This window comes from Leptotrichia sp. oral taxon 879 str. F0557, from assembly GCF_000469385.1.
Taxonomy (GTDB): Bacteria; Fusobacteriota; Fusobacteriia; order Fusobacteriales; family Leptotrichiaceae; genus Leptotrichia; species Leptotrichia mesophila.
Genome location: NZ_KI271295.1, coordinates 17434 through 42437, shown reverse-complemented (window position 1 = coordinate 42437; position 25004 = coordinate 17434). Strand labels below are relative to the sequence as shown.

22 protein-coding genes are annotated in these 25004 nt (G+C 29.4%); 8 read left to right on the top strand and 14 right to left on the bottom strand.

Translation table 11 applies throughout. The annotated features are described in order from the left end of the window. Positions 1–152: 152 nt before the first annotated feature. Positions 153–332, bottom strand: coding sequence for a hypothetical protein (locus tag HMPREF1552_RS12095; RefSeq protein ID WP_155827482.1), 180 nt, complete (start codon positions 330–332; stop codon positions 153–155). Between the two features lie 118 nt (positions 333–450). Between HMPREF1552_RS12095 and HMPREF1552_RS02855 the strand changes: the two genes are divergently transcribed. Further along, entirely contained in the window at positions 451–795 is a 345-nt protein-coding gene (locus HMPREF1552_RS02855) for a hypothetical protein (RefSeq protein WP_021743562.1), read from the top strand. Between the two features lie 908 nt (positions 796–1703). Here the strand turns inward: HMPREF1552_RS02855 and HMPREF1552_RS02850 are convergent. From HMPREF1552_RS02850 to HMPREF1552_RS11550, 13 genes are all read right to left on the bottom strand, one after another. Then, a complete protein-coding gene (locus tag HMPREF1552_RS02850) occupies positions 1704–2222 on the bottom strand; it encodes a glucose PTS transporter subunit IIA (protein ID WP_021743560.1) in 519 nt (172 codons plus the stop codon). A 115-nt stretch (positions 2223–2337) separates the two neighbouring features. Next, the gene (locus HMPREF1552_RS02845; RefSeq protein ID WP_021743559.1) at positions 2338–2937 is read right to left on the bottom strand and encodes a tetratricopeptide repeat protein; all 600 of its coding nucleotides are present in this window, start codon (positions 2935–2937) and stop codon (positions 2338–2340) included. A 36-nt stretch (positions 2938–2973) separates the two neighbouring features. Beyond that, the gene (gene rph, locus HMPREF1552_RS02840; protein WP_021743558.1) at positions 2974–3669 is read right to left on the bottom strand and encodes a ribonuclease PH; all 696 of its coding nucleotides are present in this window, start codon (positions 3667–3669) and stop codon (positions 2974–2976) included. 27 nt (positions 3670–3696) lie between these two features. Further along, positions 3697–4941 (bottom strand): serine hydroxymethyltransferase, encoded by a 1245-nt coding sequence (gene glyA / locus HMPREF1552_RS02835; RefSeq protein ID WP_021743557.1) that lies wholly within the window; start codon positions 4939–4941, stop codon positions 3697–3699. A 76-nt stretch (positions 4942–5017) separates the two neighbouring features. Next, positions 5018–5998, bottom strand: coding sequence for a VacJ family lipoprotein (locus tag HMPREF1552_RS02830; protein WP_021743556.1), 981 nt, complete (start codon positions 5996–5998; stop codon positions 5018–5020). A gap of 3 nt (positions 5999–6001) precedes the next feature. Further along, the gene (locus HMPREF1552_RS02825) at positions 6002–7333 is read right to left on the bottom strand and encodes an alpha/beta hydrolase (RefSeq protein ID WP_231370737.1); all 1332 of its coding nucleotides are present in this window, start codon (positions 7331–7333) and stop codon (positions 6002–6004) included. Positions 7334–7431: 98 nt separating this feature from the next. Beyond that, a complete protein-coding gene (smc, locus tag HMPREF1552_RS02820; protein WP_021743554.1) occupies positions 7432–11061 on the bottom strand; it encodes a chromosome segregation protein SMC in 3630 nt (1209 codons plus the stop codon). A 22-nt stretch (positions 11062–11083) separates the two neighbouring features. Next, positions 11084–11950 carry a DNA adenine methylase gene (locus tag HMPREF1552_RS02815; protein WP_021743553.1) on the bottom strand — a complete coding sequence of 289 codons (867 nt, stop codon included), beginning with the start codon at positions 11948–11950 and terminating at the stop codon, positions 11084–11086. A gap of 12 nt (positions 11951–11962) precedes the next feature. Continuing rightward, positions 11963–13651: an AAA family ATPase gene (locus HMPREF1552_RS02810; protein WP_021743552.1), complete on the bottom strand. Its 1689-nt coding sequence runs from the start codon at positions 13649–13651 to the stop codon at positions 11963–11965. A 27-nt stretch (positions 13652–13678) separates the two neighbouring features. Beyond that, positions 13679–14962, bottom strand: a complete 1284-nt coding sequence (locus tag HMPREF1552_RS02805) for an exopolysaccharide biosynthesis polyprenyl glycosylphosphotransferase (RefSeq protein WP_021743551.1) — start codon at positions 14960–14962, stop codon at positions 13679–13681. Positions 14963–15099: 137 nt separating this feature from the next. Further along, complete coding sequence (locus tag HMPREF1552_RS02800; RefSeq protein ID WP_021743550.1) at positions 15100–16755, bottom strand: AAA family ATPase; 1656 nt, start codon at positions 16753–16755, stop codon at positions 15100–15102. Then, entirely contained in the window at positions 16736–17863 is a 1128-nt protein-coding gene (locus tag HMPREF1552_RS02795) for an acyltransferase (RefSeq protein WP_021743549.1), read from the bottom strand. Before HMPREF1552_RS02795 ends, HMPREF1552_RS02800 begins: the two co-directional genes overlap by 20 nt. Before the next feature lie 1359 nt (positions 17864–19222). Beyond that, the gene (locus HMPREF1552_RS11550; RefSeq protein ID WP_021743547.1) at positions 19223–19852 is read right to left on the bottom strand and encodes a helix-turn-helix domain-containing protein; all 630 of its coding nucleotides are present in this window, start codon (positions 19850–19852) and stop codon (positions 19223–19225) included. 93 nt (positions 19853–19945) lie between these two features. Here HMPREF1552_RS11550 and HMPREF1552_RS02785 point away from each other — a divergent pair, with 93 nt between their 5' ends. The 7 genes from HMPREF1552_RS02785 to HMPREF1552_RS02755 all read left to right on the top strand — a co-directional run bounded on the left by HMPREF1552_RS02785 (position 19946) and on the right by HMPREF1552_RS02755 (position 24927). Further along, positions 19946–20146 carry a toxin-antitoxin system antitoxin component Xre family gene (locus tag HMPREF1552_RS02785; RefSeq protein ID WP_021743546.1) on the top strand — a complete coding sequence of 67 codons (201 nt, stop codon included), beginning with the start codon at positions 19946–19948 and terminating at the stop codon, positions 20144–20146. Between the two features lie 156 nt (positions 20147–20302). Further along, positions 20303–20497 carry a hypothetical protein gene (locus HMPREF1552_RS02780; protein ID WP_021743544.1) on the top strand — a complete coding sequence of 65 codons (195 nt, stop codon included), beginning with the start codon at positions 20303–20305 and terminating at the stop codon, positions 20495–20497. A gap of 153 nt (positions 20498–20650) precedes the next feature. Beyond that, a complete protein-coding gene (locus HMPREF1552_RS02775) occupies positions 20651–22624 on the top strand; it encodes a phage/plasmid primase, P4 family (protein WP_231370736.1) in 1974 nt (657 codons plus the stop codon). Positions 22625–23256: 632 nt separating this feature from the next. Continuing rightward, on the top strand, positions 23257–23511 hold the full coding sequence (locus tag HMPREF1552_RS02770; protein ID WP_021743542.1) for a hypothetical protein: 255 nt from the start codon (positions 23257–23259) through the stop codon (positions 23509–23511). A 46-nt stretch (positions 23512–23557) separates the two neighbouring features. Next, entirely contained in the window at positions 23558–23923 is a 366-nt protein-coding gene (locus HMPREF1552_RS02765) for a hypothetical protein (RefSeq protein WP_021743541.1), read from the top strand. 121 nt (positions 23924–24044) lie between these two features. After that, on the top strand, positions 24045–24248 hold the full coding sequence (locus HMPREF1552_RS02760) for a hypothetical protein (protein ID WP_021743539.1): 204 nt from the start codon (positions 24045–24047) through the stop codon (positions 24246–24248). A gap of 94 nt (positions 24249–24342) precedes the next feature. Continuing rightward, positions 24343–24927, top strand: a complete 585-nt coding sequence (locus tag HMPREF1552_RS02755; protein WP_021743538.1) for a hypothetical protein — start codon at positions 24343–24345, stop codon at positions 24925–24927. Positions 24928–25004: the final 77 nt, after the last annotated feature.

Below are 25004 nucleotides of genomic sequence, written 5' to 3'. Positions count from 1 at the left end.
ATGCCAAAAATTTTCTGATAGTTTTCTTCTTTAATTTTTTTTATTCTTTTAATATTATTTATCATTTTCGTCACTAGTATTAGTATACTCCAATATTATTTTTTATTCAAGGTTGGCGATTAGGTCTACTAAAGATTTTCCCCTTTTTTTATCTACTCTGGAGTTTTAGACTTTTCTAAAAACGGATTACAAAAATTTGGATTTTCAGCATAACCATATGCCAACATTGTCCTTCCAAAATAAGTTATCGCTCCCGTAGTTGCTAATGCAAAACAACAATTTAACCCGAGTACTCCTAGCAACATCAAAAATAAAATTTTAACTTTTCTCACTCTCTTGCCTTTCATGATAGATTGTATAATAAAACGCAACAAATTTAAAATAAAACTCATGATAATTTTATATTAAAATGTTAGTAATCACAAAAACATTAATGAAAGGAAATATATCATGAGTCACAAGCATTTTACCATAATTGAAAGAAATAAACTAGAGATTTTGCTAAAAGAAAATTACAAAATAACGAGAATTGCTGAGATTCTTGAAAAAAATAAAGCTGCTATTTATTGGAAAATTAAGAGAGTTAAAAACGAATATTCTGCTGAGAAAGCTCAGAAAGATGCTGATAACAAAGTCTGTAAAAAAGGCAGAAACTATAAAATTACTGCTGAATTAAAAAATTTAATAAAATCTAGACTTTGTAAAACATGGTCACCAAAACAAATTGCAAGAAGAGAATTGAAAAGAAAATTATCTTTTAAAATATCTACAATTGGCTGCATAAGAATCTTTTGAATATTTCTTTAGATATTTTGAGAAGAAAAGGGAAAAAAGGAAAGACTAAAAAACCAAGAGGAAAATTCAATATTGGCAAATCAATTGACGAAAGATCGTCTAAAGTAAGCACTTCCAGTCATTAGGAACTGAATTCTGTAGTTTCATCCAAAGGGGAAAGTAAAGCCTGTTTTGCAACATTTTTGGAATTAAAGACACGATTTTATGTAGCAATAAAGTTGGAAGCAAAAGAGCGTCTGACAGTCAATATTCCAAAAAGAGCATTAAAATTTTCTTAAAAAAATTAGAGAAAATAGGAATAGATTTCTATTTTTCAGCTCCTTGTTGCTCGTGGCAGAAAAGATGCAACAAAAACAGTAACGTCTTCTAAGAAAATTTTATCCAAAGAAGATCGGTATATTAAAGATAGAAACAGAAGAATTAATAAAGATCTTAATGCTTATAAACTCAAGACTAAGAAAATATTTAAACTGTGCCTTTTTATCTTAGATTCTTCTTATAAAAAAGAAATAAAAAAATTTGGTGCAATTGTTCTAAACGTACAAGGAATTGTTTCTAATATCAATATCATTTGTTTTTTAATTTCTATTTTAACAATTGTTTTGATTCTTCCAATCTCCATGCCATTTTACAAACGTCTCGAAAGTTGTTGAAATTTCTAATAAAGCTTTACAAATTCATATATTCCATAATTGGATTTAGTTTGTTTATGATTTCACAATATCTTGCTCTTTCCTCAATTCTTAAGGAAAATTTATTTTCAAATATACTAACAGGATTAATATTCTTTATTCTAGTGAAAAGTATCGACTAGAAAAAAGGGAAATAACATTACAAAAAAATCTCTAAAAAAGTAAATATAGTTCACTTAAATAGAGATTATTTATTAAAGCTTGTTTTTAATTAAACTATTTCTCAACATTTAAAACTGTTGTTTCTCCAGCTACTGCTGCTCCTGATTCAACTGGATTTAATGCACTGTAGCTTTCATAATTTGAAATAATTACTGGTGTAATAATTGATTTTGCATTTGCTTTTAAGAAATCATAATCATATTTAATTAACGGATCTCCTACTTTTACTACTGCTCCCTCTTCAGCGATTCTTTCAAATCCTTTTCCTTCCAGTTGAACTGTATCCATTCCAAAATGAACAAAAATTTCAATTCCAGCAGGTGTTACAATACTGAAAGCATGGTTAGTATCGAAGATTTTTTCTATTCTTCCAGAAGCTGGTGCCAACATTACGCCTGATGCATTTGGCTCTATGGCAACTCCGTCTCCCACCATTTTCTTAGCAAAAACCTCATCAGGTACTTCTGATAAAGGCAATAAGTTTCCTGAAATAGGAGCTATTACTTTCCCATCAAATTCCTGTTTAACTTCTTCACCTTTATTACCTTTTTTGAATAAATCAAATAATCCCATTCTAAATTCCTCCAATTTATTTATTTTATATTTAATTATCTTGTTTTAATGTTACCACATATAATCAAATTAGTCAAATTTTTCTTTTTCACTTAGTAAGACTTTTTTATTTTTATTAATTTGATTTTTTCAAGTTATTTCTCAATACTTCTAAATTATTTTTTGCATGCTTATCTCCAAGCGCCGCAGCCTTTAAAAACCATTTCTCAGATTCCTTATAATTTCCTTCATTACCAAAAATCATTCCTAGATGATTCATCGCATTGATGTCATCTTTCCAAGCCATCTGTAAATAAATGTCCTTTTCTTTTTCCGTCTGTTTAGTTGAATTATAAAATGTCAAAAGATTTTCTTTCGCACCTTCACAGTTCTTTTCAATAGCTATTAAGTAATATTTTTCTGCTTCTTCATTTTTCCCATTCTGCTCATACAAAATTGCTAAATTATTTAAAGCATCATAATCTTTATTATTAATCGCAATTAAATAATATTTTTCAGCATTCTCAAAATCATGCTGACTAGCATAAAGATATCCCAAATTATTTGCAAACTCATAATCTCCTGCCTCAATAGCCTTTAAGAACCATTTTTTCGCATTTTCATTATCATAGCTATTTTGAAAAATCATCCCAATTTCATTCATAGCCTTTGTGTCCCCAGCCTGTATTCTTTTCATATATTCATCAAATAATTTTTCCATTCCATTTTTCTTCATCTATTCTTTCACCATCCTTTCTTAAATTTTTTTGATTTATAAACTAAATAACTTATCAAAGGCATTTTTAGACAATTCAATAAACTTCATCAGTTCTGCATGAGTAAAAGTTGCTTCTTCTCCTGTTCCCTGCAATTCAATAAACTCACCTTTGTCGTTCATTACAATGTTCATATCTACATCAGCTTTCGAGTCTTCTTCATATTCTAAGTCAAGAAGCATTTCATTTCGAACTTTTCCAACACTTATTGCTGCGACTTTTGATTTTATTGGAATTTCTTTTAATTTTCCTTCATCTATAAGTCTTTCAACTGCTAATTCTAGAGCAAGATAGGCTCCCGTGATTGAAGCTGTTCTTGTTCCTCCATCTGCCTGAATTACATCACAGTCTATCATTATAGTTCTTTCACCAAGTTTTTCCAAATCTATCGCTGCTCTCAAGGCTCTTCCTATTAACCGCTGGATTTCCATTGTTCTTCCAGATAGTTTTCCTTTTATTGATTCTCTTTGGATACGTGTATGTGTTGCTCTTGGAAGCATGCTGTATTCGGCAGTTATCCATCCTGAGCCCGTTCCTTTTAGCCATCTTGGGATTTTTTCTTCAATTGTTGCATTACAAATAACCTTTGTATTTCCAAATTCGATTAAAACAGAACCTTCTGGATGGACAATATAATTTTTAGTTACTTTTACTTCACGCATTTCATCGTTTTTTCTATTATTATTTCTCACATTTTCTCCTAATTTTTTATCTTTAAATTATTTACCTTTATAAAGTGGAAATTTTTCAGTTAATTTTAAAACTTGCTCTTTTACTTGGGCAATTTTTTCATTGTCATTTATATTTCCTAATACTGTTAATATAAATTGTGCCACCTGTCTTGTTTCTTCTTCCTTAAATCCACGAGCTGTAATTGCAGGTGTTCCTAGTCTTATTCCACTTGTAACAAATGGCTTTTCAGGATCATTTGGAATAGCATTTTTATTACAAGTTATTCCAGCTTCTTCTAATTTTGCTTCGGCTAATTTTCCTGTAACTCCCATTGGACGTAAATCAACAAGCATTAAATGGTTGTCAGTACCGCCGCTTACAATTCTAAGCCCGCCTTTTACCAATTCTTCTGACAAAATTTTAGCATTTTTTGCCACTTGCTCCTGATATTTTTTGTATTCTGGGCTAAGTGCCTCTTTAAATGCAACAGCTTTTGCCGCAATTATATGAACTAGCGGTCCTCCTTGTATTCCAGGGAATATTGTTTTATCAATTTTTTTTGCAATTTCTTCGTTATTTGTCAAAATTATTCCACCACGAGGTCCTCTTAGGGTCTTATGAGTCGTAGAAGTTACTACATCTGCATATTCTATTGGATTTGGATGAAGTCCAGCCGCTACGAGTCCAGCGATATGAGCCATATCTACCATCAAATACGCACCAATTTCATCAGCAATTTCTCTAAATTTTTTAAAATCAATTATTCTTGAATAAGCACTTGCTCCTGCAACTATCATTTTAGGCTTTTCTCTTAATGCAATTTCTCTGACTGCTTCATAATCAATCAGTTCTGTTTCGGGATTTAGACCATATTCCAATCCAATGTAATTTTTTCCTGAAAAATTGATTTTATAACCATGTGTCAAATGTCCACCAGCACTAAGGCTCATTCCTAGAATTTTATCTCCAGCTTCAAGTAGTCCAACATAAACTCCCATATTTGCTTGAGATCCAGAATGTGGCTGCACATTTGCATATTTTGCCCCAAATATTTGTTTCAATCTTTCAATAGCAAGACTTTCTACAACATCAGCATTTGCACATCCACCGTAATATCTCTTTCCAGGGTAACCTTCTGCATATTTATTTGTAAACACAGACCCAGCCGCTTCCATTACTGCCTTTGAAACAAAATTTTCTGAAGCAATCAACTCAATTCCTTCCTCTTGCCTTTTTTCCTCTTCCATAATTGCATTATAAACTTCTAAATCTGCATCTTTTATATAGCTCATTCTAATTTCCTCCTAATTTTATTTAAAATTAAATAATTCCTATCGAATAACACAACTTTTAATTTTTAAATATTGTCTATTTTATAACTTGTATTTTTCTATAATTATAATAAAGTGCTTTTATTAAGTCGTATTCAAACGGCGAATTCAGATCTCCATACTTCATGCTAAGCATAGAACGTGCATTCAACCCTGTTACAACAGGTCTTGTAAATCCATATACATTCTTGTCAAATACTCCCGTATCAAAAAATAGTTTTTTATCAACAACACCACGTACTGCACCTTCCCCAACAGAATCTATGGCAGTTCCAAAGGCATCTCTCAGGTTGCTTGGTCCAAACATGGGCAACACTAAGTATGGTCCTGTCCCCATTCCGTAATGTCCTAATGTATCTCCCATAGTTTCAGGATCTTTTTTCATTCCCATATTTTTAGCGACATCAGCTACTCCTAGTACTCCTACTGTCGAATTTACCACAAATCTTCCAAGCGCATTTGCAGCCTTTCCAGGTTTTAACTGCAACAGTGAATTTACGAATGTAGGTATCTCACTGAAATTCTGATAGAAATTTGAGATTCCTTTTCTTATTGGTTTTGGAACTATTGCCGAATATACACGTGAAGCTGGATACAGAACCTTTCTATCAAGCTGTGTATTAAAAGCGTACATTCTTCTATTTAAAGGTTCTAGCGAATCATTTATTCCTGTTAGCTGAAACACCTGACTTGAAACAATATAATCTTCATTCAGTTCTTCCAAATTTGTTGCAAGAACTCCGTATCCATCTTGTTCAAAGGCAATGTATCCATTAGTGTCCTTCTTATTTTTCTTCATAGCTATATTTGTGCGTGAAACTTTGTCAATATTTTTTCCGGGTGCTTCAGCAACCTTTCCATCTACAAATTCAATATAAATATCATCGTTTGCTTCCTTTTCAATTTCTTCAGCGAACATTACTGTTTCCTCATTTTTTAATTCGTTACCTCGTGACTGAGAAATTGTTGCAACAGTAAGCATTGCTGTTAGTAATATAAATTTATTTTTTCCTGCCATTTTTTATTTTTCCTCCAATTTATCTACCATTAATTTTGCCACATCGGCATGCCATAAGACTCCAGTATGCCCTCCAAACGGTATTAATACCTTGTTTGAAAACGTATTGTTTATATAATTTATATCATCATTTGAATACAAAACATCATTTGTTGATGTTATAAATATAATATTTTTATTATTTTTATTTATAAAATCCTGACTACTTCTTAAATCAAATTCATTTATGAAATCATTAAAATCAAGACTAGGATTTTTATATTTTTTTAAGTATGGATATAGTATTTCCTTAGCATATTCATCAAATGAGACAGACAATCCTTCCCTAAATTCCTGAGTAACTGAATCAAATCTTTTATATGATTTTTTATTAGATAATCTTCCAATCGCGTTATTTCCACTAAAAACTTCTCCTGCAAAAGTCATATTTGCTGAATAGAATCTAAATAGAAGTCCTGTCAGAACTTCAAAATCTTTTTCTCCAAGTCCCAGTTTTCCTAATGAAGTTGTTAGATTTGAGAACTCAATGTCCTTTATCTGAATTGACTTATCATACATAAGTCTGCTAAATATTGTATCTAAATATTTTTCCAAGCTTCTTGCATCATAAATTCCATTTTTTACTAAAAAGCCGTCTAAATTCTGTGTTGCAGTTAGAATACTGACTGGTGAATTTAACATAAGCGACTTATTTATTCCTATTCTTCTATTCTTTTTGGCATCCAGCTCATGAATTTGAAGAGACTGAAATCCTCCCAAACTGTAACCACCAATATATACTCTCCCGTTTAATTTCATACCATCAGCTTTCTCTCTTGAAATTGCTTTTTCTATTAAATCATATATTTGGACAGTTTCATCTTTTATATATCCTGCATATGCATTTTTGCTTTGACTTACAATATACGGCATTGTCGTTGGCGAGCTGAATGTGATTACATTATAGCCTCTATCATAAAATACATTTGCCAAATAAAGTGACATCCCACTATTATAAAGTGAACCTGTACCTGAAATTACAATCATTAGTGGTGCTTCTTTCTTTTGAGTCCAAACACCATATTCATAGTTACTCCATTGTCTAAGAATCTCAGGAATTGTCTTTGTTGTTTTGAATTTTCTTACTTTAGGACCTTTTGGATTTTTAAACTTATAGTGTTGCTCTGCAGGCGTTCCAAGAACAGTCGCCATTATGGCACTTTCCTTATATGGATAATCATTTGCAATCTGTGATGTATCTATCTCAGCAAGTCCAATAACTGAAAACACAAGTACCATCATTAAACCCAATATTTTTTTTAACATAATTTTCAATCTATGTGAAAACTTTTTCACATTTCTCCTTTCTAATTTTCAAAAATTATACTTTTTATTTATTTTAACTATATTTTATCAAAAATATCAAAAAATTTCCAGTAAAAAAGTTTATCAAATTATATGTCCACTGAAACAATCTTAGTTTCTCCAATTTCTTTATTCATCGTAACTCCATAAAGTCTATGAGATCCTTTCATTGTTTCCTTATTATGAGTAATTAATATAAATTGCGATTTATCAATAAACTGATGTAATAATTCAACAATTTTCTTTGTATTTTTTTCATCAAGAGCTGCTTCAATTTCATCAAAGAAAGTAAATGGACTTGGTTTAAACATAAAGATTGCCATTATAAATGACACTGCAAGCATTGATTTTTCCCCACCTGAAAGAAGAAGAAGAGTCTGCTCTGGCTTGTTTTTATATTTTACACTCAGTTCCAGCCCTGTAGTAAGCAAGTTTTCAGGGTCTGTCATTTTAATTATTCCTTTTGCTCCGTTTAAAATGGTTTCACACATATACTGAAAATTCTTGTTTATCTGCTCATAAGCTATAAAAAATTTGTTTGTAACTTCCTCTTCGATTTCTCGAATAAATCCAAACAATGTTTCACGGCTTTCCAGCAAATCCTTCTTCTGTGCCACAATATCCTGATATCGTCCATTTTCATATTCAAATTCATCTATTGAAGCAAGGTTGACTGCCCCAATATCTGTACGGCTTCTCTCATTTGATGACAATTTTCTTCTTGTTGCTGTAAGTTCCTCTTCATCAGCAATTTCAAAATATTCCTCATTTTCGAGTATTTCTTCGCTTTCAAGTTCCTTAAATTCCGCTATTTGAAATTCAAGCTCACTTTCATTACGTGTAATTTTTTCAACAATTTTTTCATAATTATTTTTATTTTCCAGTATTTTTACTTCGATATCTTTAATTTCACTAATTAACTTTCTTTCTTTTACTTCAATTTCCTGTATTTTTTTCTCAAATTCCTTGATTTCATTCAATATATTTTCATTAATTTTTTCATTTTTTTCAATTTCAGTCTTCTTATCTGAAAGTTTTTCAGAAAGTTCATTCCTGAGCATCTCTCTTTTCTTCTCAAATTCATCCAGTTCTGCCTTTTCACTTAAAAGTTTCTTGTAATCAGACTCAATTTCTGAAAAACGATTTTTATTGTTATCAGTTCGAACCTTCAAAATTTCGTAATCTCTATCCGTCTCATTCAATTTCTGAATAAATTCATCAATATTTTCAAATTTTTTAAGTTCTTCATTCAGATTTTGCATTTTCAGATTATTTTCTTCAATATATTTTTCAATATTCTGAATTAGTTCTTTATTTTCTTTTATTTTTTTTTCTTTTTCCAAAATAAATTTCTCATTTTCAGAAATTTCATAGTTCAAAGTATTGATTTCTCGCTGTTTTCGGTTAAATTTTATGCTAAAATCGTCATAATTTTCATTAAATTCCTGATATTCATTTTTAAATTTTTCAAATAATTTTTCTGCTTCCGTTCTTTCTGCTTCAATTTTTTCAGCTTCTAAAACTATTTCCGATAATTTTTTCTCAAATTCCTCAAAGCTCTTTTTATTTTTCTCAATTTCACTTTCCAGATGTTTCAATTCCTTTTTTCGCTCGAGAATTTCATCTTTACCCTTAAATGAATGCCCTCCTGTCATTCTCCCACGAGAAGTGATAATATCTCCTTCAAGTGTAACAATTCTGTTGTTAAATCCTTTTTTCAAAAGTTCTGTCCCAACTTCCAGACTTTCCACAACAACTGAATTTCCATATACAAACTGAATAACCTTTTCTACATCTTCATTCAAAAATTTCTTATCAACTTTTACAATATTTCTTGCAAAGTCAATAATTCCATTTTTCCCCTTTGTATTTAAAATAATATTTTGAACTTCATCTTGAGCCATTTTATTTTGAAAACTTTTTTGCTGTGAAACTTGTTCAATTTTTGGCAAAAATTCGTTCATTCTTGAAATTCGAATATTTTCAATTGGCAAAAACGAAGCTCTTCCAAGTTTTCTGTCTTTCAGAATTTCAATACATTTTTTTCCAATTTCACTATCTCTTACTACAATATCCTGAAACATTCCACCAGACAAAGTCTGTATTGCTTCCTCAAATCCCGCTGGAACATCAATCAAGTTAACAAAGGCTCCAATTACACCATCAATTTTTTCATTCAAAATATGTTTTATACTTCGGTTAAAAGTCTCATTTTTTTCAATTGCACTAGCTATCGCCTTATGCTTAACTTCAAAACTTTCAAGTTTATAACTAATTTCATTTTTTTGCTTATTTATTTCAGCATATTCTTTTCTAAGTTCATCAATCTTTTCGTTAAGTTTTTTTATTTTCAGCTCTTTTTCAAGCTTTTCTTTTTCCTTTTCTGACTTTTGAATTTCAAATGTCTGTTTTTCCTTATTTATTTTATTAAACTCAGCTTCTACATCATTTCTTTCGGCAATTTGTCTTTTATTTTCATTTTTTGCCCCTTGAACTCTTTTTTCAAGATCTTCATTTTCTCCGGCGACTTTTATCTTATCCACTTCAAAATTAGAATTCTTTTGCGTTCGTTCTTTTAATTCAATTGTAATTTTATCACATTTATGCTTGAGTTCTCCAACTTTAGCCTCCCATTTATCCTTTTCTTCTTCCTTCACAGCCAACTCCCTTGTTATCAAATCAAGCTCATTTCTGGAATTATTCAAGAGTTCTTTTTTTTCAGTAATATCTTTTTCCAAAATACTTTTTCTTTTATTTTTTTCATTGGCCTCAGTTTCTAAGTTAGAGTTTTGATTTACAAGTTTTGAATATTCTTCTTTCAGAATTTCCATATTTTTAAAGTTTTCGCTGTTTTCATTTTTCTGATTTTCCAGATTTTCGTACAATTCTTTTCTTATTTCATTGGTCTTTTCAAGTTCAACCTGCTTTTCTGAAAAATTATTTTCATTTTTTTCCAGTTCTTCCTTTATTTCCTGACTTTTCTCCTCATATTCATATTTTAATGAAGTTTTTTCATTGACATTGTATTCAAGAATCATAAATCGCTGCACATCAATTTTTTTTGTGTATGCTTTAAAAAGTCTAGCTTTTTCCTGCTCATTTTTTAAATAATCAACACGTTTTTTTAAATCTTTTTCTACATATTCAATTTTTTCAATTTCATTTTTCAAGTCCTGCAGCTTTTTCTCAGACTCTTCCTTTTCAATTTTAGCTCTCTTTACTCCCGCCGCCTCTTCAATAATTTCCTTTAATTCCTTTGGAGAAGATCCAATAATTCTCTCTACACGCCCTTGTCCAATTATAGAATAAGCCTGCTTTCCAATTCCAGTATCCATAAAAAGATTATGAATATCTTTAAGTCTAGATTTCTTATTATTTATAAGATATTCATTTTCCCCCGTCTTAAAAATCCTTCGAGTAATCTTAACCTCTGAAAAATCTACATCCAGATATCTATCTCCGTTATCAATAATAAGACTGACTTCCGCCATAGACTTTGGCTTCTTATTCTTCCCGCCAGAAAAAATAATATCCGAACTCTCTTTTGCCCGTATATTTTTATAACTCTGTTCTCCCAAAACCCACAAAATCGCATCCAAAATATTACTCTTTCCACTCCCGTTAGGCCCGACAATCGAAGTAATCCCGTTGTCAAACTCCACAACAGTCCTATTTGCAAACGATTTAAACCCTGTCAGCTCCAATGCTTTTAAGTACACTTGTTTCCTCTTTTCTTCCGATTTATTTCATAATAAAAATATCATGATTTTTTATATTCTTGCTAAATATCATAATTTCTTTGGCTTTCATTTTATTTTCTAAAGAATAATTTATATCAAATTCTACAAAATCAAATTTTTTATAAATTTTTTTTATTTCTTCACAATTATCATAAGTAACAATCCAATTTTTAGTTATTTTTCTTATAGTTTCATAAAGTTCCAAATGATTTTTATGATTATAAAAATTTGTATATAATTCAGGGCCTTTTTTATAATATGGCGGATCAAAAAATATAAATTTTTCTCTTTTTATTTTGCTTATTATATTTTTCTGAAATTCTAAAACATCCAAATTATAAAACTCTATTTTATCTTTTAATCTACCTATTTCTTTTATTTGCTTTATCAATTTATTTTTATTAAATCTACAATCCATTTTATAATTTCCATTTTGCAAATTACCACCTATTACACCTGCTTTCAAAATCCCAGATCTATTCACTCTATTTAAATAAAAAGTAGCTACACCTAATTTTAAAATATTTTCTTCCACCAACAAATTCAAATTTTCTTTATTTATATATATTTTTTTTTGATTCTCTCGCTCAAGAAGAGAAATTTCAATATTTTCTATTATATTACAAAACTTTTCTGTATGATTTAAAACGCAATACCAAAAAGAATAAATACCTTTATCTATATCATTAAGTACCAGTTTTTTTACTTTTTCTTTTTTTAGCAACAATAATGCTAAACCTGCTCCTCCAGCAAAAGGCTCTATATATACAGGATTTCTAATATCATTTTTTTCAAAAAGAGAAATTATAATATTATATACTTTAGCTTTACCACCAGGGTATCTTAGTGGAGATATAATGTTTATCATTTATATCATCTCCTATTCTTTTTCTTTCCATAAATTTGAGTCAATTTTGTGATATGATGATACCTTTTTAAATAAGATTTTTAAATTTTCATAAAATTTATCTACTTCCTTTTCATTATTTTCAATCCAATATTCTATTACTAACCTAAAAAAATCCAATTTATCATTAAACAATTTTTTATTAAATTCTCTTTCCTTACCATGTGTTGATTCATTTTGTTTTTTTAATTCTTCTATTTTATTTCTATTTTCTTCAATTTTACTTTTTATATTTTCATTAAAATAATCTGTCGTAAATCCTGAATTTTCTACCTCATTTTGATTCCAAAAATCTTCCTTTCCTTCATTATATAATTTTATTGAATAATCAAAAATTAAATTTTCTGGTGATTTTAAGCCATCCGATGGTAAAAAAGTCATATTATAACTCAAGGCTTTTTCTTCTTGTTGATCTCCATCTAGTATACAAATAGAACCTGTATTAATTGGAGATATATTAACTTCTTTATATTTAAATAAGTTTTTTAGGATTTCCGATGAAAAATTTATATCAACTAAATGAAAATATTTAAATACATCACCTACAGTATAATGTTTTTTTAAATATTTAAATAAAGATTCTAAAAACTCCCTTGCTTCTTTATCCTCAGTATAAACTGGTATCTTTTTATTATTTTCTATTCTTGATTGATTTTTTAACCACATTCCTATTTTGTTTATTGATACATCTTCCATTAGTCTCACATTTGGATTTTCTAAAAAATAAAAAACTTTAGAATCTTTTTTGTCTTCTTTGTCTTCTAACGCATATTCTATTAAACTCAAGCTATGACTTGTAAAAAATATTTGTATTTCATAATTTTTGGAATATTTTTTCATTAATTTATATAATCTTATTTGATAAGATGGATGTAAAGTCGCATCTAATTCATCAATTAATAAAATACTACTTTTATTTTCATTTTCAAAATAATATCTCAAAGAAACTAAGGCTGTTAAGATAATATATAAATTATCTTCCCCAGCAGAAATAGTGTTCGAATCTATACCATCATAAGTTGTTGAAAAATTTCCTCTTTTCTTTATCCCCCCCATATTTATTCCATGATAATTATTTTCTTCATCAAAAAGTACTTCCATATTTGTAAAATTCTTATATATTCTTGTCACAATATTAAGATATTTTTTTGGTAATTTTTTAGTAATTTTTTTTATTTCTTTATCATTCAGAAATTCTCCATAAGAAAATAATCTAAAAAGTCCTAGATATATTACAGGCATAGCAGGTATTTTTTCATTATTTCCTTTTTTATACTTAGGTCTTATTGAAAATCTTTTTTTCTCTTTATTTTCTCTTCCACTATTGTGTCGTCTAAAATCTAATTTCATATCATTATCAAAATATTTACACTTGTACAATTCTCCTTTTACATTAGGTGCTGGATCATTATATTTTTCATCTCCTCTTGTCAAACTTTCTATTTTAGGATTCATCAATTTATTTATATTGGAAATAACTGATACTGATTCTTTATTTTTTAAGTTATTTTTAGTTATTTTCTGAAATGAATTACTAATTATATATAGCAGGGAACTTTTGCAAGTTCCATTACTTCCTGATATAATATTAATACCTTTGACAAAATTTAATGTTATATCTTTCAATTTTCTATATTGCTTAATTTCTATCATTTCTACCATCTTTCTCCTCCAACTTTTAATTTTATCCTATCTCCCTTTTCCAAAAATCACAATCGTAACTGTCTTTAACAATATCTTCACATCAAATAAAATATCGTGATTTTTTATATAATACAAGTCATACTGCAATTTTCTGTAAGCGTCTTCAATGCTTGCTCCATACGGATACATAACTTGTGCCCAGCCAGTAAGCCCTGGTTTTACAGTATGTCTTAAATTGTAGTACATAATTTCCTTTTCCAGCTGTTTTATAAAAAATTCTCTTTCTGGACGTGGTCCAACAAAGCTCATTTCTCCACGTAGCACATTCCACAGTTGTGGCAATTCGTCAATTCTTGTAAGACGCATAAATTTACCAAATTTTGTGACACGATTGTCATTTTTTGTAGCCCATTTTGGTCCATCTTTTTCGGCATCAGTTGTCATTGAACGAAATTTTACTATTTTAAATGGCTTGTTTCCTTCGCCGATTCTTTCCTGTATAAAGAATATCGGTCCTTTCGATTCCAGTTTTATTATTATTGCAGCAACAATCATAATTGGAATTACACAAACTCCGATTAAAAGTGCAAAAATTATATCGAGAATACGTTTGGCTTTCAAGTTAAAACTGTTGTAGTAAATTTCAAATCCTGTATTTTCCAAAAACCATTTTGGACTCAAGTTTGAAACTGGCAATTTATTTTCATACATTTCATAAAATTCTAAATAGTTATAATATTGCATTCCACCAAGTTTGTACTGTAAAAGCTTATCCACAAGTTTAGTATCGTATAAAAGATTGCTTGTAAAATCAACGATTATGTCAACTTTTTTATTTTCACATAAAGTTAACAGTTTTTCTGTCAAAGAACTCAAATTTTTTTCTTCTTTTAGAAAGTCCGATAATTTATATTGACGGTCTTTCTTTATACTCTCCAACAAATCATTTGTATATCCATTTTCTCCAACAAAAACAACTCTTTTTCGTTCTGAAAGCCCTACAATTATAATATAACGATATATAATCTGAAACATTGTAATCAGCCCAAATAGAATTATTGCTTCATTTACAATAAAAATACGTAAAAACGCTGTAATTACAACAAGTATAAAATTAATTCCAACAATAATTATAATATCCCTCAATCTGTAGATTCCAGTCATATTATATACATTTGCCACATAATATATTATCATTGAACAAACAATCACAGCCACATTTGTAAATCCAAGTCCACGATTTACAAGTAATAATCCTATAAAATACGTTACAATTGTCAATATCCCAAACAAATAGGAATAATTTTTTTTCATCCCGCTTACTGCCATTCTAAATTACACTTCCTTTTTTATTTTTCTTCTTTAAAATTAAATGTTCATAACTTAATAATTCCATTTTTACAATATACATTCAGCAACTTAACACCTATTGCCTTATTCTTGCTGAATAATAGTTAATTATAATTTTACTTCATTATTTCATATTTCATTTTAAGTTTTTTTCTATAAAACGCAAGCCCAACACAGACAATTTTGTCTATTCCTCTATTTCTTAATTCCACATCGTACTCTTTTTCTTTTATCTGCTCAAATCCAGTTTTTGCATAATTTTCCAGTTCATCTTCATTATTTACAACTTTAAATTCAAATATATACGCTGGATTTATTTTGTTTTTAGGTTCTAAAACTAAATCTGCCCTTCCATAGCCACTTTCTCTTTCTGATAGTCTAATATAGTCATTTGCAAGTATTATAAATATTCCAATTAAAAATATTTTGTAATACTTTTCATCTTTTTCCGTGTCAAAATAACTAAGTGAGGAAAGTATCTCGTCTTGAAGCCCTTTTACAAACTCTTCTATTTTTCCATTTTTTAAATTCTCTACAATATTTGAAAACTGTGTATAATTTCCAACAAATCTATCTATAAAAATTTTTCTAAAAAAAGTCTGTATTTCTTTATTTGGAAGCCTTAATGGATAGAGTTCACCCTTTTTCTCACCATCGGTTGTCAAATATCCGCTGTACAAAAATAATTCCCATATATCACTTGCATTAAATACATATTCCATATACTCATTTATTGCCTTATAAACCGTTTTCCCCACAAAAAGTTTTTCCAAATCTTCTATTACTTTTTTATCTGCTTTTCCTAATAAATCATATATTGTCTTGTTTCCTGAAACGCCTATCCAATAAGGACGTAATTTTTTTTCATCCAAAAAGTTAATAATCGACCAAGGATTATAAATTTCAGTTTCTCCAAACTGATAACCGTCATACCACTCCCTTACATCTTCCATCTCATATTCCAGCCCATAATATTTCACAGCCTCAACAACTTCATTTTCGGTAAGTCCATAATACTCTGAATATTTTTCACTAAAGATATTATTTACTTTCAAATTATTTAATCCTGAAAAAATTCCTTCTTTTGCAATTCTCAATATTCCAGTCATAATTCCAAACTGTAAATATTCATTATCCTTCATTGCATCTCCACAAAACTTCTTAAAAAAAGAAATTGCCTGTTTATAATATCCCTCCTGATAAGCCTGAATTATCGGCGTATCATATTCATCTATCAGCACAACAGCTTTTTTCCCATAATATTCATACAAATATTTTGTCAGTGCTTTCAATGAGCCTTTCCAATTTGAATTTTCATTATTAAAACAAATATTGTTAAAATCCATCAAATCAAATTCATCCAATTTTTTTCTTATATACTTAAATTCTATATAAATATTTCTTATTAAGTCTCTTATCTGACTCAGACAGTTTTCCCAGCTAACTTCTTCCATGTTCCTAAAACTTATATATATAACAGGATATTGCCCCTGCTCCTGCATCTGTTCACTTTCAGAAATACTTAATCCTTCAAATAATTTTCGGTTTTCTTCTTTATTTTCTATATCAAAAAAATATTTAATCATTGACATATTAAGGGTTTTTCCAAATCTTCTTGGACGTGTGAATAAGTTTACTTTTGCCCTGTAATGTAAAATATCTTCAATTAGCTTTGTTTTATCAATATAATAATAATTATTTTCTACAATTTCCTTAAAATCAGACACCCCTATTGGCAATGGCTTTCTATTTCTAGTCTTTTTTTCCGCCATATTTCTCCCTCCATTTATTCATTCCAGCTAAAAAATTATATATTCTATCTAATATTTCACTTGTAAAAAATGATAGTAAAAATACTATTAAAAACGTAATAATTATATATAAAAAATAATTCATTCTGGACTTTAATATTCTTTCGCAAAAAAATAAAAAAATCGGATGAATTAAATAAATATCATAAGTTTTTGCTGATACAGGCTTTATAATTCCTTTTACTTTGCCTAAAACTTTTTCTCCATCAAAAATATTTACAATATAATCATAAAGAAAAACTGTGGCTACAAATACACTAACTGAGTGATAATCGTAAAAATAGTCAAAAAATTTTCCACTTGATTTTGTAAATATATATGTTAAAAAGACAGTTAGTGACACTGCTATTAAAAAACCTGTATATTTTTGCCATTTTTTCATATTCAAAGGCTTTTCTGCAAGTAAATAGCCAATTAAGAAGTAACCGACATATTGCCCAGCTGGAGAATATATTTTTATATTTTTCTTAAAAATCACATTTAGAAATGGTACTAAAATCATAAATATTATCCACACAAAAATCAGATAATTAATACTTTTTCTATCAATTTTTGCTACAACTTTTCGTAAAAACGGAGTTATCAAATAAAGCGACAATATCATATAAATATACCACAAATGATAGTAAATTTTTCCTTGAAAAAAGTTTGAAAAAAAATTATTATAACTTTCTTTCTGGAAAAAAATCAAAATTATAGTCTTATAAGTTGATTTTCTAAAAAAAACTGAAAATAATTCATTATCTTTAACACCTTTAAAAATTATTGTAAATATAAAAAAAATAACAGAATATACAAAAAACTTAGGAAGAATTTTTGCAAATCTTTTTTTAAAAAATATTTTCACATCCTCCTCTTTTCTCAACAGAAAAAATCCACTAACCATAACAAATATCGGCACACACATTCTGCTAAATGAATCTGCAATATTTGCCATCATCCATCTGTTTCCAGATATTTTACCATAATTATATAGCTCGCTTGCAACAATATGAATAAATAAAACCATACTAATTGCAATACATTTTAAAATATCAAAATTAAAAAATCTGTCCTTATTTTTAACCATTTATAAATCTCCAAATTTATCAATTTCCCTCAATAAAAATATAACTAATTTTACCATAATTCAGGCTATTTTACAATCACAAAACTGTGAAATGGGTAAATAACGATATTTACTCGTGTTAAAGGTATGAGAAAAGAAAAAATATCACATAAAAATCCCTTAAAATTAGTATGTATGTAACAGGTATGTAACAAAAATACAATATATATTGAGGTTAAAATAAGTGATTGACCACAATATATAGTATAATCATTAAAATATAAAATTCAGAGCAGTTTAACGGCTGCTCTTTTTATATTGGATGTAAATTAAGCGATTTAAGATCTTAAAATTAAGTTAGACAAGGAATACTACCAAAATTTTATTTGGCAAACGCTATGGCAGTTCTAATTAGATATTTTGATATGAGAACGGAAAGTTCCATTCTCGGAGAAATCATTAATTTATTTCACCGGAAGTTTCAGGGCAATTCTATTTTTGGGATTCTGCTGTATAGCTTGCCAAAACTTGCCTAAAAACGCGAATAGCCTGTAAAAATTAAAAATAAAAATAAATTTTTAATGAAAATTAAGCGATTTAAGATAGATTTATACTCTACCCATAGATTTATATCAAAATTTAATTTAACGAACGTGATACCCCCTCTATGCTCGTATGGTAAACATCTTAGGAATAAACCGAGAACTATAAAATACAAATTACTAAAAAATACTAAATTTGGATTTAGACAGTACGAATATAAAACCTGAGAAAACTTGAGATTTAATTTTTATTAGCATTAAAAAATAGACAAAACTTGACATTTTAATTTTTACAGGCTATTCGGGGAATTATAGAGAGTTTTCAAAAGGCCCAAATGTAAATTAATTGTCTGTAAGTTTCACAATGCTGTGAGCTCAAAAACAAGCTGTGGAAGTATTTTGATAAGTTAAGCAAGAAAATATCAAGGAATTGAATTGAAAGCCTGTATGGGCTTGTATTTGGATTATATGGGGTTGTGTTTCACGAGGTAACGAAAAAAAATTATTATTCACGGTACGAAAAATTTTCGTATCAGGGTTATCACTTATTTATGCTGGAAAAAGTTATAAGGAAAATTGTTGACATTTGTTGACGTATTGGAAAATGTTGGTATAAAACGGAAATAAATTTAATTCACCTGAAGTTTTAGGGCAATTCAATTTAATAGATAATTTAATATGTTTGCCCAGTCCAAAAATGGTTTGGGCTGATTTTTCCGCCCAGTTCTATATACCCCAATAATTAAAGGGATATATCATGGTTATAATATAAAAAACAACCAAAAGGAAGTGGTATTATCCCTATTGGCTGTATTTAATAGGTATTCAGTTGAAGTGATTATTTCTTGTCTATATTTTCCTCTTTCCATTTTTCCCATACTAATCTTTGAGCAGTATTTAAAGGTTCTATATACTCACTTCCATAATACCCAATTTGCTCCTTTATTTTTTCAATGAATCCATCAGTATAGTACTTGTCTATACTATTCTCAATTTTATCTTCTATTGACTCGTCTTTAAATTCCGTGCTGTTTTCCATTTTGTGTACGGAAAAATCTATATACTTCTCTATATCGCTAAATAAAACATTTGTATCTTCCATATTTAATTGCAACTCTTTTTTCTCTTTTTTCAGTATTAAAACATCTTCCCAGTTGTCCTCTCCAATATACAATGGGAACTGTTCAATTTCATAGCCTAGTGAAGATAATAATTTAATAAAAGGATCGTACTTATTATTCTCAATTTTATTAGAAAAACCACTATTTTCATATATCAGTTTATCAATTCCGATATTAAGGGCTTTAGCGATGTTACTTAATACATCTATGGGAATAGGATTTACTCCTGTTTCGTATCGTTGAATACTTTTAACATTTTTGTCTATTAATAACCCTAATTCTTGTTGAGTTAGTTTTTTTAATTTTCTCCATTTTTTTATATTGTTTCCTATTTTTTCGTTATTCATATCAATGCCGCCTAACCTTATTTTTATAACTATTTATACCATATTAAGACAAAAAAGTCTTATTTTTAATAACAAAAGAAAGCGAGGGATTATATGAATTTGAATAAACTGAAAGGTAGATTAAGAGAGTACAATTTTACTTATGGGACGATAGGTAAGAATTTGCAATTATCTACTGGAAGTATAAGAGACAGGTTGAACGGTAAAAGGGTATTTACACAGCCAGAAATCTCAAAACTTAAAAAATTGCTGAATCTTTCAAATGATGAAGTAGCTGAAATATTTTTGGACTAATCGACAGAAAATTAATTTGGAAATGGAGTGGTAAGGAATGAAACACAAATTTGAAGCTGTAGGAATAGTAAATGAGAACAGCGACAAGGCAAGGGAAAAGAATCAGAAGAAGATAATTAACAGAATAAAAAGGCTGATTAAGGGGGAAGTGAGATAATGATAGAAACAATTATACAGGTTGAAAAACTGCAGAATAAATGCGAGGAATTAACTGGACTATTAGACGCAATGTATTATGCTGTATCAAATGGAGATGGATTTGAGTACAGAACAGCAGCATTTGCCCATTTGCTAGATATGGGAATGGATATTATCAGCAGTGTTAAGGATATAAGAGAAAAATTGGTTTAAAGGGGTGAACAGATGAAATTTGAGGAATGTTACAGGGGATTTATATGGGCTGACATGGAAAAGTTCTATAACCAGGAGAAGAAAAGGCCCGACAAGAGGATAAGAACCTATACAGGAAAAGACAGGAACGGAAACGTCAAGAAATTTGTGAAAATGGAACCGTACAGGCAGAAGAAGAAATTAAAGACATTTGCACAGGCTAAAAATATGCCCCAAAACTATAACAGCATAGTGGGAGTGCTTGCCTCCAATATAATTCTTATTGACGTGGACACAAAGGAAGAAGGGAAAAAGCTTATTGAGATTTTAACCGATTTAGGTATAAACTGCCCAATGATTGAATCAGATAAGGGCTATCATTTTCTTTTTAAAGATATTTACGGATATAAGAAGTCTGATACAAAATTTTATACCCCAATAGGTATTGAAATAGATATAAAACTTGGGAGCAAAGGCGGACTTGAGTTTTTAACGGTTGCAGGAGAGGAGCGGAAAATAATAAATGATACTGCTGAGATACCTGACCTGCCAATATTCTTATATGTTCCTTTTCAGGAAAAGAAAAATTACAGATTTAAGAAGATAGAGGGCGTTATCAAAACGGAAGGTATGGACACAAGGAACACATTTTTATCGGCACATAAACATCACCTTTTCAAAATGGGAAGACACTATACTGCCGATGAAATACTGAAAATATGCACTATAATAGATAGGTATATGTTCTATGCGCCGCTGCCTGAATCAGAATTTGAATCAATAATGAGAGATGAGGGCATTGTACCTGATGACGATAGCGAGCGGCTATATAATGATAAAATACCATTGGACAAAGTAACCGCTGAAATGTTTTTTAATGAGAAAGGCAGATTTATGCATCACCTTTTTGGGGAGTATTTAATAATCACTCATAATATAGTTAAAATCGAAAATAAACTTCACATTTATGATAATGGTATATATACAAATGATATATTGGCGGTAAAAAAAGCAATGTCTAAAATGATACCAGGTTTAACTATAAGACAGAAACGAGAAGTTATGGATCATATCGAAACAATGGTTGATACGGTAGAGGTTAATCAATGGTATAAAGCACTAAAAAATGGACTATGGGATATAAAAAACAGAAAACTTATAGATTTTAACCCCAGTGTTGTTTGCACGAATAGAATACCTACAAATTATAATCCAAATGCGGATACCAAAGAGATTGACAGAATTATAGGAAGTTTTGTAAAGTACAGGGAATTTGACAAAAGACTTATTTATGAAATGATAGGTTCGATATTCTACCCGAATAAAAACCAAATAGCAAAGGCTTTTATGATTATAGGGAATATGAGCAACGGTAAAAGCGTGTTTTTCAGATTGCTTGAAAATCTTTTGGGTAAGGATAATAGAAGTACACTGGATTTAAAGGCATTAGGCAATAGATTTTCCACTATATTGTTAAAAGGTAAAATTGTTAATTTGGGTGATGATATTTCAGGAAAATTTATAATTGAAACAGACATATTCAAAAAACTGGTAACAGGAGAGAGTATGAACGTGGAAGAAAAAGGAAAGCAGGGCATAGACACCAGTTTTTCAATAACTTTAATATTTACAGCCAATAAAGTTCCAGGAATCGATGACCCAACAGGAGCAATATTAAGAAGATTAATATTTATAAAGTTCGATAATGATTTTTCTGTTGGAAGTCCTGAAAGGGATGAAAAGATATTTGACAAGATTATGAATGAAAATAACCTTGAGGCACTGCTCTACTTATCATTAAATGCCTTAGGCGACTTGATAGACAGAGGATACATTGAAGAGGACGAGAAAATGAAAAAAAGTTTGCTTGAGTACGACATGGAAAATAATACAATAAAAGCCTTTTATCACGAAACAATGGAAGATGAAGAAAACAGTAATTGGTACATTAATAAGTCTACTCAGGAAGTATACAATAAATATACAATTTACTGCGGTATTAATGGAAGAAAGCCCAAACATAAAATCACATTTTCACGTGAATTTACAGCATTCACTGGAACAGCTGTAAAATCTAAAAGAGATGATAAAGGAAAAAAATATAAATACTACGACATTGGAACAGATGACACAGATTGGAACACATAAAAATAATTATCCGTTCCATATTGAAAATGTTGTAAATAAAGGTTTTATGAGAGTATTGGAACACATACACGGATATATTTATATTTATAAATAAGTAGGATAAAAAAAGTATATGAAATGAATTTATATATAATATTATGTTGTATATAAAGAAATTGGGATTTTATCCGTTCATCCGTTCCATAATAAGCGGAAAGGCTTATAAAATAAAACTTTTGTAACGCCACGGATATACTGGAACGGATAAATTGGAGATAAAACAAAAAAAGAATAGACGGAGAAAGAATTTATGTATTTGAGTAAAATTGTCCTTTTTCATTAGTTTTATAGGACAGATACAAGACATACCCAAAGTGTTATAAACACTAAAGTTCAATGTGATTTGTCTTTTGTCTTGTATATATTTATTCTTAATAAATATATTATATATAAAAATATATATAATATAATTTAATACAATATATAAATAAATATATAAAGATTTTCAGAATTTACACAGGACACAAGACAAAAAAGCATTAAAACGCTGGGATAATCGAGGTTTGAGGGTGTCCTGTATTAGAAATAAAAACTTGTGAAATAAGACAGATGAATAAGAAAACTGTAACAATTTTAAAATAAGGAGAGGATTAATGGCAAAGACTTTAACGGAGCATATCACGGGAAACATCTTGGAAAAAGATATGTTCTTGAAGATCAGCAATACACTGATAAATACAAAATATATTGTAAAGGTAGGATTGCTAGACACGAAATCAAACGGCCCCTATATCTTGATAAAAATGACAGCAGGGGAAGACGTGGCAATTTTTAGAGATGATATTGAGGAAATACGTAAGATGTACGAATGGATATTAAGTTTTTTAGATGTACATGAATTCAAATAATCTATAATTTTACCTAATTTTGATTATAACTATTAGGAGATATTTAATGAATGATGAACAGATTGAAAAACTGGCCATTGCCGTAACGAACGCTCTAAATAAGAGCGAGATAGTGGGAAAAAGGAAAATTGTTGATAATAGTAAAAAGATAAAGAGTCTGCAGAAGGAGATCGAGAAGAAAAAGAAACTTTTGCAAAAAATAGAAAAAGGAGAAATTAAGGGGCTGCACATGAGCAAAGTAACCTATGGCGGCGTGCGAGTTCAGGGCGGTAAGCGAGGTTATAGGAGCAATCTTGAAAAACTGGAAGATTTAAAGGAAAAGATAAACAAGGAAATTTCAGAACTGGATTATATGATATTCAATCTGGAATGTGAAGAAAATGACTATCTTGAAAGCTTATGGAGCGACTAGAGCATAAAAAAACATCCTCCGACTTGGAGAATGTTATAAGGGATTTACCTAATTTTGTTACTCAGATTATAGCACAGCCCCAAAGAAAAGTAAATAACAAAAAATAAGGAGAGGAAAGCCTATGATAAAAATAACAGAGGATAATTTGGATTTAATACTTGGGAATCAGAAAATACCAACAGGAGATGACAGAGATATTTTATTAAAACTATTCAAGGACAAGGGCAAGGAGAAAGTGCTTTTTGAAAATGCAATGATAATAGTGAACGTATTTAATTACGGGAGAATACGCGGAAAACAGATTGAGAGGGAGAGAAGGGGATAATATGATAAATGGGCCTTAGGATAGGATTAACAAGATATTTATTTAAAACTGCCTGGTACCAGGTAAAAATATAAAAGCAGGAGATGATCAAGAAATGGATTTATTAAAAGAATTGAAAGAGCTAGGAACTCAATTGGAAAATAAAAGACAGAATATTTTAAGGGAAGTTGAAAATGCGGCTGAGATATATAAAGATGACATACTGGCAAATTTCAAGTTTGAAAAGCAGCAGGAGTATTCAAATTTAGCTGATGAATACGAAGAAAAGAAAAACGAAGTTATAGAGAAGTATGTTACCAATTTATGGGCTGGCCAAAAAACAGCGGCATCGAAAGAGGAGCTTGCGGCATTCAATGAGATATGTAAAACGCTCGATAACATAGGGAGTTTTTCGGAATTTGAATTAAATGCTGTTTTAGAGGGAATTAAAGACAATATAATTTTAATGGGTATGGCTGAACGAAAAATTGAAATTATGAATGTCGTTCCTGAAGGCGTGGAAGTGTATAACCATTTTGAAATATTCAAGCCGATACAGGAAAAAAGAAAATCTATAAGAGGCATTGATGAAGTACGGAAATTTAAGGACGATAATATTTTTTCTCACGTATTACAAAACTCAAATTTTGATATATCTTGGAGCGTGAAAATGAACTTGCTATCAAGCAGCATAATATAAAATAAAAAAGGGGTAGGCTCTACCAAAGCACTACCCTTGAAAGTGATATAATCACCCAACTAACTGAATTATATCAC